A 16,955-nucleotide genomic window follows, 5' to 3' on the forward strand; every position below is an offset into this window, starting at 1 on the left:
ATGATCAGGGACAAGGAGAATCTCATGGGATTTCGCTTTAGTAAGCGCATTACGATCATGCCTGGTGTTCGTATCAATATCAGCAAGTCGGGTTTAAGCACATCTGTGGGGCCCAGAGGGCTCAGCATGACAATGGGGCGAAATGGGACGTTTCTGAATGCCGGACTACCCGGAACGGGGTTGTCCTACCGAGAGCGGATCGATAGACCGTCCCGGGCTTCCAACGCCCTGCCGTCTCCTGGAGGGCTCGAGTACTCTGGCCAGGTAAAGGTGAAGGTCGCTGAAGACGGCACCTTGCTGATTACCGACTTAGAGGACAACGAACTGCCGCCGGCGATCGTTAAACGGGTAAAGTCCGAGAAAGCGGACTCAATTCAGGAGCTTTTGGAAAAGGCTGCTGAGAAAATTAATCAGGATCTGGAGGACTGTCTTGGTGTGCACCTCCCGACGCCAGCCCCGGGAACACAGCCTGTCATTCCGGCGGCATTCTCCGTAGCTGCGCCCCAGTTGCCTTATCAGCAGGCGCCGGGACTGATGGATCGGATGCTACTGCGCAGCGCCAAAATGGAGCGGGATGCTGAGTCTGCAGAAGCGCAATATCGCGAGGACTTGAGCGTTTGGCAGGCGACCAAGGATTCTTACGAGCTCGAGCGGACAGAGATCGAAAAAGCGTTTCGGCTCGCCGCCCGAGGCTTTAGTGCTCAAATGGAAAAAGCGCTCGATTACGTGCTTAGCGGCATTGCGTGGCCCAAAGAAACCCAGGTCGATTACGAGTTCTCCCAGGACGTCACGGGAGTTGCGCTTGATGTTGATCTCCCTGACGAAGGTGATGTGCCGCGGCGGATAGCGGAGGCGAGAGGAAATGGAAAGCTGACGTTCAAAAACCGAACGGATGCACAACTCCGCCGGGACTTTGTTGCGCTCTGTTATGGCTCACTATTCCGTGTGGTGGGCGAAGTACTTGCACTGCTGCCCGGGATCCAGAAGGTTCTGGTGTCGGGCTACATCCAGCGGAACAACCCCGCGACTGGGATGATCGAGGATCAGTACGTAATCTCTGCCCTGGTGACACGCTCGCAGTGGGATGCGCTGGACTTCAGTCGCGTAGCTGCAATTGATCCAGCCGCGACGCTCAATTCGTGTGGCGCGCTGGTGAAACTCGACCGTTCGGCGCGATTTGTTGAGGTGACTCCGATGGACATGTCCGTGTTGAACTAAGGCGAGTGCTGTGGGGGCTATTCCATGCTCTCACAGCGAGAAGCTCATGCTCTGCAGCTTTATTCAATCAGCGCGTTTGATGCCAACGACAGGGGGCCTAATCCCAATTGGGCCTGTCCCCTGTCGATAAAAGTGGCTAACCAGCGTACAAACCGATAGCTGCTCCAGCATCTGGTCTACGCAGTCACGACCTTTCGGGTGAGCAGGTATTAACGGATAATCCCTTTCGCCGTGGCTTCCTTAATCCAGGCCGGGAATTCAGACATCAATCTGTCGTAAAGCGCTTCTTCACTTAGGTCGTGTAAGTCGTCCACAGCGAAGAAGCCGCAGTTGTCGACAACCCTGCCTGACATGGTGTCCAATTTTTCCAAGACCCCATAATTTCGTCCACCGACGCCGACGAACTGAAAATATATAGGTAGCTTCGCTGCATCAATCATGAGGCGTGTAATCGCCCGATCTTGAGACACTCCTCCGTCGCTAACGAACAGCACGTACATTGGAGTTTGATCGCCCGAATTGTGGAACGATTCGATGATCTTCTCTATTGCCCGGGGCTCATCGTTGATCCGACTTCCGACTTCCCATTTTCGCCATCCCAAGCTATCAGTGTTGATAAAATCTTTATAATTTGTGAGGGTGACCTGAGAGAGCTGCAGTGGTTTTGCGGCAAACGCCCAGCATTCAAGTGACGCGTCGGAGTCGAATGCAACGGCGAGCGGTACGGTCCGAATCAATATCTCTTGGACTCGCCCACGAGAGTACTGACCATTCATGGACCCTGAGGCATCGAGCACGAGCACAACGCGGGCGACCATATCGATAAGATTGGCTTTTTCCAGGCTGACCTGAGCCTTCTTGGCTAAGCTGATAAGTTCGGGGGCAGCTGCAATCTTCTTCTCGAGTGAAACTCTTACAGGTGCTTCTTCAACAACTTCTCCGCCAAAGTGCTTCACGAGGGCATCAAGGCCTTCTGCGTAGCCTTGTAGATTCGATGCGAAACGCCACTCACCGCTCTTTCGGTATAGCTCAACAACCATGATCGCTTTTTCGCTGGTGAAAGTGGCCCCTGAAAAGTGGCCAGTTGCTTGGAGCTCACCTTGAGGGTTGCTGATCGAAAAGCTGCTCGCCTGAATGCCGTTCATGGCACCTACCCCGTCGATCGAGGCGGTGAAGACCATTCGATCAATGGAGGCTGGAAGGAGGTCCAGGTTGATCTCGAACTTACCGCTGCCAGCCATCTTCACGCTGCCGCAGGGGGTACTAGGCTGGTTGAAGAACACCATGTATCGGTCATCAGATAGCGTGCCCTGCGAGTCAACGCCGAAGCACACGAAGTCCATGGCGAATGAAGTCTGAATGTCTACAGCAAGGGTGAGAGATGTCCCCTGGAGAATGCTCGACAAAGGTAGACGCTGGCCTTGAGTGATCTGCATGTTGCTTCCTATGGTGATGGATTCGGACAATCGCTGCGGTGACTAATCTGGCCAGCTCATGTCAGGTGTCGAGAGGGATGATAGTCCGCTTCATTATTACTCTAACGATGATCAACTCAATTCAAACGATCTACTCCTTTTTTTGTTTGCGCATAGGAGAGCTGCAGACTGAAGTGAAATGTGAGGATTGCCTAGCGAAACACACTAATAACGACGTGCGCAGTAGCGTCTCCGAGAGCGAGCGCCCAATCGACCTGGCTACCCTCCTCTAAGCCCTCGCACAAAGCTGATTACCAGGCCGCCCGCTCCAGCATCAGAGTAGTTCTACCTAGCACGCCGATTGAGGTGGGTAATTCCATGGATTTGACCACCCATTTGTATTCGACTTGACCAGTCGCTTGCATCGGATTTGACCAGCAGACTAGGTGGGCCTTGACAGGCAAAAAGCGGCCAGAAGCTGACCTACCCTCGATTGTTTCCCTGCGTCCCCAGAGCTAATCTCATTTCGAAAGGTTCGTAATCCAGTCGGTTACGGTCTCGGTTTTCAACCAATGCCGAACTATCCCTTGCACAAACGCATTGGGCGATAGAAGCAGCAATGTCATGGGTACGCACATTTGGAAGGCGAATCTGGTGGGGCTGCTAATCTCTCCTCGCGGATGTACAAAACTGGCGAGCCGCCTTTGCACGCCGACGAGCTCAAGCAGAAGGACTACAGGGAGAAAACATGCGTACGCCAGCACTATTATTTCTGCTCTTCCTATACCCGCCCCTCATATGGTCACAAGAAACCATTGGCGGTGATATACATGCAGTAATTAATCCCGACGGGAGCATCAGTTACTACTTAAAGGTTGCGCCTGGAACAATAAATAAAGGCACCACCGCAGCCATAAGCAAACCAACACTTAACCAGCTAATAGGCAAAGATAAAAGCTCTCCAAAAGTCTTTGAGATTTTCGGCGCCGAAAATGAGTTGGCGGGATATTACGTATCGCCTGCGTCATCCGAGAGAACTGAGCCAGTTACAATGGCGATAAACAAAGGCTATACAGCGAAGTTAGTGCCTTACGACTCATTACCAGAATCGTTCAACCAAGTGTACAAATTTACAAACCCAAAAGGCGAAATAGGGGGCGCGTGGTTGCCTACCGGTGAAGGTCGCGGGGTATCTGCGCTTGGAAGCATTATACCCACCGACTGGTCCTCATCGAGAGTTAGCGCGCCTTCAAAAACAATGCAGTCATCAGAAAGTAACATCCCAGTACCTAAAGATGATTTCATTGAATCCCTGAGAGAATCTATGCTTCAACAGGCAATTTTACTCGCTTGCAAATCAAAGATAACACCTAAGAAAATCGCAGTTACCGCGAGTCTCGCTGCATCAGTTGGTTTTATTATAGGTGGAGAAGGCACTATATCTTTTCAAGCAACGTGGGAAACAGAAAAGTTATGCAAGCCTTGACATTCATATTCACTCAGGCAGGAAAAAGCGTCGCTCGTTCCTCGCTCAGACTTTTGCCACCGGTTATTTTAGGCGTTAGCGATGGTCCGCTTTGGGTCGTACTGTGCCTTTGCTAATCAGCAGCTACGAGAAGACTTCTGCCAGTCAGGGCCACCCAGTGTGCTGGTCAAATCCGATGCAAATGGGTGGCCAGCTGGAGTGCAGTTACACATGAGTCTCACGGTGCAGCGGCGACCGGTTCCACGTTGCCAATGTCAGCTGGTTAAATCCGTCGCCCTTAACCCCAGCACTTGCCCTGTACCCGATTGTTTGGGCCAGGGCGAGCCTATGGAGATCACCATCAATGTATCCGTACCAACGGGGCCCATCTCAACACGCGGCCGGGAGCAATATGCCGTCAGATTGCTCAGGCGTTCCCGCCGCATGGACGCAAGCGCCACACCCGTCCGATATCGATCACACGCTCACGCAGTAACCGGGGTGCTTCGGTACACGCCTGTTCCAAGGTCATTGGCCCGCTTACGAGAGCAAACGCCGCGTCAATGCCATGTTCATACAACTCTTGGTAGCCATCACCCAAGGTGCCTGCCAGAACGATCACCGGTACCCCGTGATGCCGAGCGATTTTTGCGACACCAAAAGGGGTTTTGCCTCGTAAGGTTTGCGCATCGAAACGGCCCTCCCCCGTAATGACCAGGTCAGCGCCTTCGACCGCATCGGCCAACCCTACCAACTCGGCGACTACCTCGACGCCCGCCTTGAAACGCGCGCCCAAAAATGCTTTTGCCGCGAAACCAAGCCCGCCTGCGGCGCCGCTGCCGGGCTCGTCGCGAACATCGTTGCCAAGCGCCTTGCCGCAGAGCTCCGCAAAGTGAGATAAGGCGCTATCCAGTTGTGCAACCTGCAGTGGCGAAGCGCCTTTCTGAGGGCCAAAAATAGAGGAGGCGCCGTGCGGACCACACAACGGATTGTTTACGTCTGCAGCGATGTCGAAGCTCACGTCTGAAAGGCGAGGATCTATGCCACTCAAATCGACATGAGCTAGCTGCGCAAGTGCCAAGCCTCCCGGTGCCAGAATCTGGCCCTTTTCATCGAGCAGGTTCAAACCCAGGGCTTGCATAGCACCGGCACCCGCGTCGTTGGTGGCGCTTCCACCAATAGCCAGAATCACCCGCTTCGCTCCTGCATCTAATGCCGCGCGAATCAACTCACCTGTCCCGAATGTGCTGCTAGTGCATGCATCACGTTGGTCCACAGGCACCAACTGCAATCCACTGGCTTCTGCCATCTCGATGATCGCGGTACCACTCTGCGGCAACCAGCCCCACGCCGCGTTGACCGGCGCCCCAAGTGGACCCCTGACTTCCGTACGGCGGAGTACGCCATCGCACGCGGAGAGGATCGACTCCACGGTACCCTCACCGCCGTCAGCCATCGGACATTTGATTAGTTCGGCATCGGGCCATACTTCTTCAAGACCGAGAGCAATTGCATCGGCTACCGCTTTGGCACTAAGGCTGTCTTTGAACGAATCCGGCGCGATTACTATTTTCATCAGAACTCTCCCTCTCCATGGGCGCATGGTGTGAACAGCCATGGAAAGGCCGCCCACTGAACACACGCCTCTGCGTTCGTTGTTAATGTTTACAATATAACAACGATTTGCGTACAGGAACGAATAATATTGTATGCAATTACAGCCCGAGACATATTACAGCGGTCGTGTGCTTGCCACAGCGCCCAAGGGCAAATACTAGGCGGCTTCTGAGAGCTTTGACTCTGCAGTAGTTTGTGATGGAGGTGCCTTCGGGATAGCCAGACAGCCTTCGTCAGCGGCCACGGAAAGGACCTATGTCCTCATTGCGGTGGCGTCGTGCATGCACTGCGACCGCATTCGAGAAGGTATTTCCGCAGCCTGGACGAGCCGTACTTAAACGCTCTACCAGGGTCGCGCCCCACCTGGCAACAGCTTGAAGAGTTGCCGAACGCTGACGGGCGTTCGCCTTCGGGTCCCGGGACAAGATGAAGTGCTGAGTAGGTTCATGCCAGGAATGGTCAAGAGAACTCTCGACCGCCTCGTTGTCACACTTACCCACTGTTACTGACTGCCGCTTGGGCCGGGGGCCCGGTCACGGTCACGGTGATCAAAGAGGGATCTCAATCCTTTCAATTCGCCAGGCGAGCAGTGGCATTCGAATACGCTCAATGACGAGCCAACCAAAACGTTTCAGCAGAAATGTCACAGTCGTAACCAACGCCAGTATGGCCAAAAGCAAATCTTGATTAGCGAAGCAGCATTTAAACGATGAAGGCGCCCTTTGGGATCGCCTTCTTTCTAACGCGTTTCAGCATTCCCCTTAACGATGGGTCAATGGCAGCTCCCAGATGGGATCGAGTTCCTCCTTGCCCAGTTGGTGACTATCGGTCGCCGCCTTAAACACTTTGATCAAGCCATAGCCAACTGCGCCCGCTACGATTGGAATACCTGCAGCAACGGTCAGGCCAGCGACCATACCGCCGCCAACCACGGCGCCGAGAGCGGCTAGGCCACTAGCGATACCGGCAGCGGAAAGGCCTGCGTAACCCAGGGAACTGACCACAGCTGTTACAGAACCAAGGCCCAAGACACCCCCGCCAATGGCGCCGATACTTTCTGAAATTTTCTCGCGGTCGGCTTTAGTGAGTTTGGAGTATTTTTCGAATCCCAAATAAATCAAGGTACCGCCCTGTCTCAACATTTCGTCCGAGGGGAACGACCTGCCACCGGTCAATCGGTCGATGGTCTTGGCACTGCATCCGATAACCTTCGCGACCTTGATTTCAGCAAGGTTTTGGGCCTTTGCGAATTGCGTAATGGAGTATCCGAAATTACTACGGGTGAGGTCTGTCATAGGGGTTCCGACATGCCGGCTAGTGTTGTGCCACTATAGGTCCTTGCTTCCGTATTGGAAGATCTAAAAACAAAAGCATGGAGTCTGTAAGCTCCATAAAAATCACAGGTGGAGTGCGTTAGCTCCATTCAATGGATCAATCTGTTCGGCGCTCTATGTCCTTCCCCGCTTTGCTTCGACAAGCGAAGACGAGGAGAGCCTAGGTCACTAGCCGTGAAGGAAACGTACATACAATTGATCAACGGTAATTCCATGCTAGGAAGAGAAGCTATGCGCTTGACCCTCCTGAGCCTCACCCTATTTGCTGGGGCGGCGCTCGCCGACGCTAGTAGCAACTGCTACGCGATCGCCGACAAGGATAAACAGCGCTATTGCCTTGCATCTATAAAAGGCGAGCCATCGCGGTGTTACTCGATCAAGAACCGTGACGAAGAGCGGTTATGCCTGGCCGAGACCAGGGGGCAGCGGTCCACGTGTTATAGCATCAAGGACCGGGACACCCAGCGGTTGTGCTTGGCCAAGGTGCCCCACTGACCATATCGCTATTCTATAAAGCGCCTGGTCATGGCCATGAGAATTTAAGGACCAGAGTGAGGGCAAGGCCTTCATCGCGGGTATGAACTAGTCTGTACCTTCTACGCCCATTAGGTGACTCAACATGCCGGCCCCTACGCAAAAAATTGATGTTGCATGTGAATTGTTCCATACCGCATTGAGCCATTATTTCAAAGAGCCACCAGAGTATTTCGCAACAATATGCCTCGCCGGGGCTGCGGAAGAATTACTGGGTAGACATTTAGAGGCTAAAGGCGGCGAGTCGTCATTTACCAGCTTGCAAAGCGGTGCCGTTCGCATTTCAAGATTCCTGAATGAACATGGCGAACCGGCTCAAGCGAAGGCCATCGCTTTTCTGATGAACAATGCGAAGAATTCGTCAAAACACATGGATGGTGACGCTGACTCAGTCGTCGATTTTGATCCGAAGACTGAGGCGGAAGATTTGCTTAGTCGAGCGGTGACAAACTATTACGCCTTGATGGCGCACTACGAGTTGCAAGAAACAGATCTACTCATTCAATTTACCGAAGGGCGCAAGTAGCTGGCGACTCTGACTACCAGACTGAGAATCTAACCAGTGGTCTGGGAAAGAGCGATTTCGCACGTCAGTAAGGGGCCGGCGAACACACCTTCCGAACTCCAGCATTAAGGACGATGGTGCCGACGCAGCGGGCGAGTGAAATTGATCAGTTGCTGCCGCATAGGTGGCAGCAGGTCTAATCACGCAAGGCGTGATGCCCGGACGCATACTTTAGTTACGCAAGGCGTGATGGCCGGACGCATACCCGGAAAGAGATGAGCGCTCTGCTAGATTGAGGCATCTCAGCTGGCAGCTGCGGGCTAGATGCTTCCCTAGTATTTATGCGACTAATCTGGGTTGAAGAGACTGAAATTGTGAAGGTCGTTCGTAGATACCTTTACGAGACCTTTACCTTTACCTGCGGTTTACACCTTTGAAACTGTGATTTCATAACTCCATTCGCACCCGGCATCGACAACGGTTTTGCCGGTCACTCCCAGGAACAGGAACACCATCGATGAAAAAGACACTTTCAATGATCTGCGCCGCGCTTATGTTCAGCGCTCCCGTGGCCAGCTTTGCTCACCCCGGAGCGCCCCACCACCAGCACCAGGCCTATCGTGATCCTAGCTTTCGTCCAAAGCCCGGCATGCCGGTGCCTCATTCCCAGTGGAGACGTGGCTACGTCGTCGAGCAAGTTTATCGTGTTGATCGTTACTGGGTAACGGACTGGCGGCAGCGCCGCTTGCCTGCTCCACCGAATAACCATCGCTGGTTGCGCGTCAACGGCGATTACGTACTGGTCGCCGTCCCCACTGGCGTGGTCGTGAACATTCTCTCCGGCTATTGAATGTCAAAAGAGAGCCAGCCGATACGGATTTTCAATGTAAGCGAACGGGCATTACAGGTTGCGTAACGGCAGCCAGTTATGCGGCAACAACTCGGCGATCTCACTGGCGCGCTGCGTCGGCAGCCGCATCAGCACATCCTTGAGATAAGCATGCGGATCATGCCCGTTAAGCTTGGCCAATTGGATCAAACTCATCAGCGCAGCCGCGCGTTGTCCGCTGCGTAACGACCCTGCAAAGAGCCAGTTCTTGCGTCCGAGCGCCCATGGCCGGATTTGCTGCTCGATGTGGTTGTTATCAATAGGCACCGCGCCGTCATCCAGATAACGTGACAACGCCGTCCAGCGTTTCAGGCTGTAATCCAGGGCCTTGGCTATGGCCACACCCTCGTGTACCAGCTCGCGCTGGGCGATCATCCAAGTGTGCAGCATGTTCATCACGGGGACGGCTTTTTCTTGCCGTATTCGGCGTCGGACATCGGGCTCCAAATCGCGGATTTCACTTTCGATTTCGTACAGCAACTGGATATAGCGCAGAGCTTGCTCGGCGAGCGTGCTTTTGTTCGTGGCGTGCAGGTCGAAGAACTTACGCCGCGCATGGGCCATGCAGCCGATTTCGGTCACGCCGAGTGCGAAACTGGCTTTGCAACCACCAAAATCGTCGCAGACCAGCTTGCCTTTCCAGTCTTGCAGGAAGTTGCGTGCATGTTCGCCTGAGCGGCTGGGGCTGAAGTCGTACACCACTGCGCGGATATCGGCAGACGCGGTGGTTGCATAGGCCCAGACGTAGGCCCGATGGGTTTTCTTCGAGCCAGGCATGAGCACCTGTACCGGCGTTTCATCGGCGTGCACCACGTTGTGTCCAAGCACCACTTCGCGCAGAGCATCAACCAGTGGTTGCAGTTGCACACCGCAAGTGCCGACCCACTGCGCCAAGGTCGAGCGCGGGATGGCGAGGCCGGCCCGGCCAAAGATCTTTTCCTGACGGTACAGTGGCAAATGATCACCGTATTTGGCGATCATCACTTGAGCCAGCAAACCTGCTGTGGGGATGCCTTTATCGATGACCTGCGCAGGAACAGGTGCCTGGATCAGGGTCTCGCAGTCCTCACAGACCCACTTGCCACGGATGTGTTGTTCAACCGTGAACACGCCGGGCGTGTAGTCGAGTTTCTCGCTGACATCCTCGCCGATACGCTTGAGGGCGCAGCCGCATTGGCAGTGAGTGTTGTCCGGTTCGTGATGGATTGGCGTGCGTGGAAACTCGGGCGGCAAGGCGGTGCGTTTAGGTTTTTGCCGAGCCACGGTCGGGGCTGGAGCGGGTTGCAACGCCTCAAGCTCGGCTTCGATGGCCGCGATATCGGCATCGAGCACGTCATCGAGCAGGCTGGTTTGATACGGGTTTAGCTGCTCGCTGCGCTTGGCAAACTTGAAACGCTTGAGCTGTGCGATCTCGTGGGTCAGCTTGTCGTTGACCGTTTTGTAGTGATGGATCTGCTTGTCCATGGACTCGACTTTTTGATCGAGAGTCTCGACACGCTGCATCAGCTGCGCGGCGATAGCGCGCAGTTGTTCAGGGTTTAATTGGTCGAAATCAGGAAGCAAAGTCATGCCGCCGATTTTGTCAGAACAGGCCAACACTGACGATAGGCTCATCGGACAATTGCACGGCGACGCTGGCCATGGCAGTGATTACATCAGGGTAATCGCACTGTTTTGCCCAACTCTTTGCCAAGGTAAACCCAGCACCAGGGCATGCAGTTGTTCGGCACCCAATTCCATCTGCGAGCCGTGCCGAGATCCCGGCCAGAAAAATTTGCCTTGATGCAGTCGGCGCGCCGCCAGCCAGATGCCCAACCCATCGTGCACCAGCACTTTCATGCGATTGGCGCGGCGGTTGGCAAACAGATAAGCACAGTGCGGCTGCGCCGCACCGAACACGGCCACCACCCGCGCCAGCGCTGTGTCAGTGCCGGCGCGCATGTCCATGGGCTCAGTGGCGAGCCAGATGGCGTCGATGCGAATCATCGCAACAGGTCTCGAAGAAAGGTTGCACAGGCAGCAGCACTTTCAGTTGGCCAGTTCACTTTAACGGTGCCGCGCGGATGCTGGATCTCAACGCTGATAGTCGATGATGCCGATTGCGACTCAGTGCTGGCGAGTGGCATGGGCAGTGAAACAAAAGCGGGGTGCAGCGCCATGCCTTTCTGCGTTTGCAGCCGAATCCACTTGTGGACGAGGTTCGCGTTGAGGCTGTGGCTCAGCGCAACGTTGGCAATCGAGGCCCCAGGTTGGGCGCACTCTTGAATGACTTGGGCCTTGAACGAGCTGGAATAGGAACGGCGTTGTGGCTGCATGAAAGACCCTCTTAAAAGGCTAGAAGTGGTGTCCACTTAAATAGGTGGACACCATCGCCTTTGGCGGTGGGGTCAGAAAGGTGTGTTTGCTGGCCGGTTACGCACGTCAGCCGGTGGCGCGGGTTGTTCGGGGGGTTCCCATTGATCTACGTGGGGCGCTTGGTCCCGGCAATTACAGGGTAACGACACGCGCGCTATTGTCCCTCAAAGGCCAGAGGCAGGCTCCGCATCAGATCTGACGGCGCCCACCTCCTCGGCTGCTGGAACTACCTCAGCCGTCCTGATAACGCCGTAAAGGGTACTGGCGCTATGGCGCTCTGTGCCTGCGTAGGCACTATCAGTCTGGCTCTATTCTGCCGTCGTCTTGAAGTGATTGCGCTTACGACGTTTTATAGCAATGCCCAAGGCCAGCAATGCCGTAGCTACCACACTGAAGAATATTGTGTTGAACCAAGGATACGGTTCCTGGCGGCTGCTAGTGGCCTCAATGCTCGTAATATTAGGGAATACAGACAGTATTTGAATGCGCCAGCCGTAGTGGCGGATCAAAGCAAGCTGCTGAGCATCGCGTGAATAGCCTTGCGCCTTCGCCTGAATGTCTGCTGAATCGAATTTAAAATACCATGGGAAACTCCAGCCAGTATCTTCGTTTCGATAGACCATAACCTTTTTGGTGTCGGGATTTTCAGTGTTTATGAAGTAGACATCTCGGGTTGGGCCGTCGGCTGGATTCTCGGCATTAATAACGCCGTCATCGTCGACCCGTTTGACTTCAACGCCCGTGATTAGCACGACATCGGACTGAGGCAGGATGTAATAAAGACCCACCGCGCTGCCGGCGACGATGAGGATGGTCGCACCTAGAATCACGCCCTTTAACCACTTCATTGGAGCACTCCGTTTAAGATTGTTGAATTCTGCCTGATTTCCGCCGATCGGGTGATTATTTAGGCTTGCTAGTGCTTCTTTACTTGTTAAGCAAATGTGTAGCCTTTCCGCCTACGGATTCAGGAGGAAAAATTACAGGCCTCCAGGAAATTGGTCGCATTCAAGTTGAATAGCCACCCACACATGCGAGGGTTTGGAGAAGAGAGCCGCTGCAATGCCAGATGCTAATGAGATGCTTGCTCCAGATTGGCGCCTTGATCGATTGTGTATCGGTCGCCGGCTTGTTTAAAGGCGCAGAGGGAGTGTTGCGCACCTGGCAATCGCCCCATCAATATCTGAGCAAATTCAGTGTACGTGGCCTTGGACGCACCACCGCTCATGCTCACCGGCTCAGAAAAGCGAATCACCGTTTTGGTTAACGACTTGCTGTCACCTTAGGCTATCCTCGGCACCTTCAGGGGTGTACGGGACATACTCCGACATGTGCCCCGGCCGGATACCACCTATGCACGTCTGCGAGTGCACGGCCCCGCATCGCAAGGACCGTGCGAGTGGCGAGGGTGGTAACGAACAATACTCGGCCTCTAGCCAAAGCGCCCGATACATCGAGCGCCCAATAGCCATATGCAACCAGGTGAACCAGATGAGCAAAATTCTCATCCTTGATGACTCCCCAACCGACACCTACTTAGCCAAGAAATGTGCTGAGACGCTGTTTTCTGAAGTGCGGGCGGTCAGCACCGCTGAGGGGCTATTCAAGGAGCTGCGCGATTTCGAGCCGTCGGTTGTCCTGCTTGATTGGCATCTCGACGAGCCGCGGAATGGCATTTCCATCATCGGGGAGATCCGCGACGGCGATGGGCAGAGTAGCGCCGTCCCAATCGTGGTCGTATCCAGTCGGCGCATGCCCGCTGACAAGCAAAACGCCATGAACGCCGGCGCATCGGATTACATCGTTAAACCAATTTCCGTGGAGTCACTTGCGGCAGCCGTCAGCAAACTGATTCCGTAGTTTGAAATGCCCTAGGGCGATTTCATACCAGTACCCATTCTTGAGTCGATGCGGAGTTGGCGCAGCTGCGCCGACTTCGTTGTGACCTACGCAATTGTTCACTGCAACTTGAGGGCATTATCTGCGCGTGCGTCTGGCCGTCCCATCCTGATGGCGTCGTCAAGGCATGAGCCTCCAGAGAGCTGTGGGACACACCTCAATTAGCTCTGTAACATGGCGCATTGGGTGGAGGAAATTTTTTAACATGCTTTTACTTCTAAGTCTTCGCGACGTTATTGAAGCCCTCGCGGCCTGTGGTAGCAATAACGATGTCTGGAACCGCTATTCATGGGTCTATGTAAAGGACGGGGCACCGCTGATCGAAGCTCGCTTTTACCTTTCTTCGCCCGACGAAGAGTCGAATAGCGTACCCGGCGAGAACGGTGAGGAAATGCCGGCCTTTGCCGTAGCGCATGGCCTTTCGTATTGCCTTGAAGCTGCCGACTTTGTAGATGTGCTGAGCGTGCAGAAGCGTCAGCAGCCGCTCTCACAACTTGAGGACTATGCCGCTGCACTTGATCACTACGCCGAGCGAGACGCTTTTCTAGATCGGGGCGAGTTCTACAGTGGTCGGTGCGTGGATCAACAGCCGTTGCCAGGCATTTCACGCGATTTGTTTCCCGAATACGATCTTCAAATGGGTACATGTCCGGGTGATCGCATCCGAGATGCTGCGCGCGTCATCGCTAAATTGCTGCACATAAGTGTGGCTGATGCTCTCGAGCGTTGCAGGAGGCTGCCGGTGATTTTAGGGGAGCGCACCGACTCACAGGAACGCGTGCGGATTGAGACACAATTCAACGCTCTTTCGTTGCCGCTGCAAATAACGACTCACTGGCCGCTTGCCTGGCTTCCCGGAGTAGATCCGAAAGAAAGTCGATGAGCGCGCACCGCAACTGAACATGTGCCCATCAGAGGTCGCACCAGCTCTGCAATCTCGCTCACGTGCGTCGGCAGCCGCGTTAGTACGTCGTTCAATTAGGCATACGGTCCATACCCCCGCTTGCCGCTGCGTCGCGACCCTGCGACGAGCCAGTTTTTGCATCCAAGAGCTGACAACCGGATCTGTTGCTCGGCGTGGTTGGGATCGATAGGGACGACACCGTCATCGAGATAGCGTGACAATGCCGTCTAGCGTTCAGGCTGTAATCGAAAGCGCCTTGGCGATAGCCAAGCAGTCGTGCACGCGCTCGCGCTGAATCATCATCCACCAGGTATGCAACGCATCCATCACCGGTACGGACCTTTCTTGCCGTATTCGACGGCGCAAATCCGGCTCTCGGTCGCGAACCTCGCGCTCTATTTCGTGGAGCGCCTGGATGTACGCAGAGCCTGTTCAGCCAGGTGGCTTTTGTTAGTGGCCTGCAGTTCAAAGAACTTGCCGGCGCGGGATTGTGCACTGGTGAGGTTTCGCGGTCTGAGATCGTCTGCTGGGCGCATCCTGCGAGAAAACGAAGACCCCGTTTTGGAAAGCTGCAGACATCTGTGGGTTAAAATATGGGTTATGTATTTGGCCCTGGCCTCCCTATCACCACCCTGCGCGCGGTATTATTTCAGTGATGACTCTCGACCTGCTAAGGATCCACCCCGGTGCGTTCGCCGTAATGATGGGCATAGTCGGGCTTTTGTTTGGGAGCTTCTTAAACGTTGTGATTTACCGGCTGCCGGTCATGGTCCAGCGTGAACTAAGGCGCGATGCGCGCGATGTTCTGGATTTGGAACTGGAAATCCAACCTCGGTTCAATCTCGCAGTTCCAAACTCTCGCTGCCCGTGCTGCGACCGCGCTATTCGACCCTGGGAGAACCTTCCGGTACTCAGCTGGTTGGCGCTGCGTGGTAGATGCTCTGGTTGTCAAGCCAAGATCTCGGTGCGCTACCCACTGATCGAACTAGCTACGGGGCTCCTATCATTCATCACAGCGTGGCATTTTGGGTATGGCCCGCAGTGTTTGTTTGCGTTGGTCATGGTCTGGGGCGGCATAGCTCTGTTTATGATCGATATCGATACGATGCTGTTGCCGGACTGCATAGTTTTGCCAGGCATATGGCTGGGGATGGTAAGTGCCTACTTCAGCATCTTCTCCTCGTTGGACAATGCGCTGATTGGGGCCTGTGTGGGGTACCTTGCGTTCGCGATACCCGCCTGCGTGTTTTCTTTGATCACCGGCCGTTCAGGAATGGGGGCTGGCGACTTTAAGTTGCTCGCGTTGTTCGGAGCGTGGCTGGGCTGGCAGGCCCTTCCCATAATCGTTCTACTTTCAGCAGTTTCAGGGGCTATTATCGGTCTTATCACCGTGCGTAGGGGCGGAGAGCCCTACCCTTTTGGTCCCTTTATCATCGTTGCCGGGTTTTTGGCCATGTTCTACGGGCATGAGATATACGCTATGTGCAGCCATAGTACCGGCGTCGCAATCGGAGCAAAATTCTTTGACTAAATCCAATCAAGGTATTCAGCCTCGGCCGCTCTTTGATTCTGTCGAGTCGCTGCAGGGGCCGCTGATTGAATATCGCACCGCGAGACCGCAGCTTTCAGAATATCTAGCGCAGTTCCCGTCCACCATTGACGTGGAGTCAGATCTCGAGCTCGCACGCCGCTTCCTCTTGTCCTATAGCGGCTCGCCGTCCACCTTTAAGGGATACCGAAGTTACATCGAACGGCTGATCCTCTGGAGCTGGATTGTCCAGAAGAAATCGGTGACCGATCTAATCCGTAGCGATGCCGAACAGTTCATGGCCTTTAATAACACACCGCCGGCGGCTTGGGTTGGGGGCACCGTGGTTCGCCGGTTTATGAAAAACAAAGGTCAGTTGGTGTTCAACAAGATGTGGCGGCCGTATGGGATCAAAATAGCGAAGGCAATGCGTAAGCACGCGGCGGAGCAGGACATCAGCCTAGCGGGCGCCAAGTGCCAGCCTGCCAGGGCAAGTAAGGTACTGATGTTCTCCGTTTGCAGTTCCTTCTACGACTTCCTTGCCCAAGAAGGGATAGATATCGCGAATCCCATCAAATCAATCAAACAGAAATCAGCGTTCGTTTCACAGACCAGAATTAAACGTCAGGGAAAATCTCTGACGAAGATGCAATGGGACTTCCTAATTGACCAGGCTGAGGCAATGGCCAATGCGGACCCTAAGCATGAGCGCACCCTGTTCATTGTTGTTGCGCTGTTCGCGATGTACCTGCGCGTTAGCGATCTAGCAGGGAATAAGGATTGGTCCCCTACCATGGGTTCCTTTGTTAAGCGCGGCGACTCGTGGTGGTTTGAAGTCGTCGGGAAAGGTAACAAAGAACGGGACATTTCGGTTAAAGACGCCTTCCTCCCATACCTCAAGAGATACCGTCAAAGCCGTAACCTATCACCCCTACCATTCAAGGACGAAGAGGAACCGCTTCTGGTGACCAAGGGAGGACGAGAGGGCCTAAAGGCTCGGCAAATTCGTAACATCGTGCAGCCTGTCTTCGATGGTGCGAGGGCCAAGATGATTGAGGGTGGGCACACCGAGGAAGAGGCCCAGGAATTGATGGAGGCTACGCTTCATTGGCTTCGGCACACCGGCGCTACCTTCGACGCCCCAAATCGGGACGCAAAGCACATGCAAATGGATCTAGGTCATGAGAGTTTGGCCACGACCCAGGACATTTACTACAACTCAATTAACGAGGAGCGTGCATCGAGCAACCGGGGCGGCATCCGACGTTAGGAAATTGGCCAACCCTATGGAC

General features: G+C 54.5%; 16 protein-coding genes and 1 pseudogene. 9 read left to right on the forward strand and 8 right to left on the reverse strand.

What is annotated here, in order from left to right:
• Positions 1-24 precede the first annotated feature (24 nt).
• Positions 25-1,218, forward strand: coding sequence for a DUF4236 domain-containing protein (locus tag L9059_RS00940; RefSeq protein WP_247285962.1), 1,194 nt, complete (start codon positions 25-27; stop codon positions 1,216-1,218).
• A gap of 209 nt (positions 1,219-1,427) precedes the next feature.
• Here L9059_RS00940 and L9059_RS00945 read toward each other — a convergent pair whose 3' ends face one another.
• A complete protein-coding gene (locus L9059_RS00945) occupies positions 1,428-2,654 on the reverse strand; it encodes a VWA domain-containing protein (protein ID WP_247285973.1) in 1,227 nt (408 codons plus the stop codon).
• Between the two features lie 727 nt (positions 2,655-3,381).
• On the opposite strand from L9059_RS00945, the gene L9059_RS00950 reads away from it, so the two are divergent.
• The gene (locus tag L9059_RS00950) at positions 3,382-4,119 is read left to right on the forward strand and encodes a hypothetical protein (protein ID WP_247285975.1); all 738 of its coding nucleotides are present in this window, start codon (positions 3,382-3,384) and stop codon (positions 4,117-4,119) included.
• A 406-nt stretch (positions 4,120-4,525) separates the two neighbouring features.
• Here L9059_RS00950 and L9059_RS00955 read toward each other — a convergent pair whose 3' ends face one another.
• Both L9059_RS00955 and L9059_RS00960 read right to left on the reverse strand, forming a co-directional pair.
• Positions 4,526-5,674: a glycerate kinase gene (locus L9059_RS00955; protein WP_247285977.1), complete on the reverse strand. Its 1,149-nt coding sequence runs from the start codon at positions 5,672-5,674 to the stop codon at positions 4,526-4,528.
• An 802-nt stretch (positions 5,675-6,476) separates the two neighbouring features.
• A complete protein-coding gene (locus tag L9059_RS00960; protein WP_247285979.1) occupies positions 6,477-7,010 on the reverse strand; it encodes an MgtC/SapB family protein in 534 nt (177 codons plus the stop codon).
• 270 nt (positions 7,011-7,280) lie between these two features.
• Here L9059_RS00960 and L9059_RS00965 point away from each other — a divergent pair, with 270 nt between their 5' ends.
• The 3 genes from L9059_RS00965 (at position 7,281) to L9059_RS00975 (ending at position 8,938) form a co-directional block, all read left to right on the forward strand.
• Positions 7,281-7,544: a hypothetical protein gene (locus L9059_RS00965; RefSeq protein ID WP_247285981.1), complete on the forward strand. Its 264-nt coding sequence runs from the start codon at positions 7,281-7,283 to the stop codon at positions 7,542-7,544.
• Positions 7,545-7,668: 124 nt separating this feature from the next.
• A complete protein-coding gene (locus L9059_RS00970) occupies positions 7,669-8,109 on the forward strand; it encodes a hypothetical protein (protein ID WP_247285983.1) in 441 nt (146 codons plus the stop codon).
• Between the two features lie 496 nt (positions 8,110-8,605).
• Positions 8,606-8,938, forward strand: coding sequence for an RcnB family protein (locus L9059_RS00975; protein WP_247285994.1), 333 nt, complete (start codon positions 8,606-8,608; stop codon positions 8,936-8,938).
• A gap of 51 nt (positions 8,939-8,989) precedes the next feature.
• On the opposite strand, the gene tnpC is transcribed toward L9059_RS00975, so the two are convergent.
• The 4 genes from tnpC to L9059_RS00995 form a co-directional block, all read right to left on the reverse strand.
• A complete protein-coding gene (tnpC, locus tag L9059_RS00980; protein ID WP_247286005.1) occupies positions 8,990-10,546 on the reverse strand; it encodes an IS66 family transposase in 1,557 nt (518 codons plus the stop codon).
• Positions 10,547-10,627: 81 nt separating this feature from the next.
• Positions 10,628-10,963 (reverse strand): IS66 family insertion sequence element accessory protein TnpB, encoded by a 336-nt coding sequence (tnpB, locus tag L9059_RS00985; protein ID WP_019719038.1) that lies wholly within the window; start codon positions 10,961-10,963, stop codon positions 10,628-10,630.
• On the reverse strand, positions 10,960-11,292 hold the full coding sequence (gene tnpA / locus L9059_RS00990) for an IS66-like element accessory protein TnpA (RefSeq protein ID WP_247286007.1): 333 nt from the start codon (positions 11,290-11,292) through the stop codon (positions 10,960-10,962). The genes tnpB and tnpA overlap by 4 nt, the downstream gene beginning before the upstream one ends.
• Before the next feature lie 348 nt (positions 11,293-11,640).
• Positions 11,641-12,180, reverse strand: a complete 540-nt coding sequence (locus L9059_RS00995) for a DUF1523 family protein (RefSeq protein WP_247286009.1) — start codon at positions 12,178-12,180, stop codon at positions 11,641-11,643.
• A gap of 643 nt (positions 12,181-12,823) precedes the next feature.
• Here L9059_RS00995 and L9059_RS01000 point away from each other — a divergent pair.
• Positions 12,824-13,192 (forward strand): response regulator, encoded by a 369-nt coding sequence (locus L9059_RS01000; protein ID WP_247286011.1) that lies wholly within the window; start codon positions 12,824-12,826, stop codon positions 13,190-13,192.
• Between the two features lie 244 nt (positions 13,193-13,436).
• Positions 13,437-14,114, forward strand: a complete 678-nt coding sequence (locus L9059_RS01005; RefSeq protein ID WP_247286013.1) for a DUF7716 domain-containing protein — start codon at positions 13,437-13,439, stop codon at positions 14,112-14,114.
• A gap of 98 nt (positions 14,115-14,212) precedes the next feature.
• Here L9059_RS01005 and L9059_RS01010 read toward each other — a convergent pair.
• Positions 14,213-14,611, reverse strand: a pseudogene (locus L9059_RS01010) (IS66 family transposase); the annotation flags it as partial.
• 179 nt (positions 14,612-14,790) lie between these two features.
• Between L9059_RS01010 and L9059_RS01015 the strand changes: the two are divergent.
• Positions 14,791-15,666, forward strand: coding sequence for a prepilin peptidase (locus L9059_RS01015; protein ID WP_282615283.1), 876 nt, complete (start codon positions 14,791-14,793; stop codon positions 15,664-15,666).
• Entirely contained in the window at positions 15,659-16,933 is a 1,275-nt protein-coding gene (locus L9059_RS01020) for a tyrosine-type recombinase/integrase (RefSeq protein WP_247286016.1), read from the forward strand. The genes L9059_RS01015 and L9059_RS01020 overlap by 8 nt, the downstream gene beginning before the upstream one ends.
• Positions 16,934-16,955: the final 22 nt, after the last annotated feature.

The sequence above is a fragment of the Pseudomonas violetae genome, assembly GCF_023072615.1.
GTDB lineage: Bacteria > Pseudomonadota > Gammaproteobacteria > Pseudomonadales > Pseudomonadaceae > Aquipseudomonas > Aquipseudomonas violetae.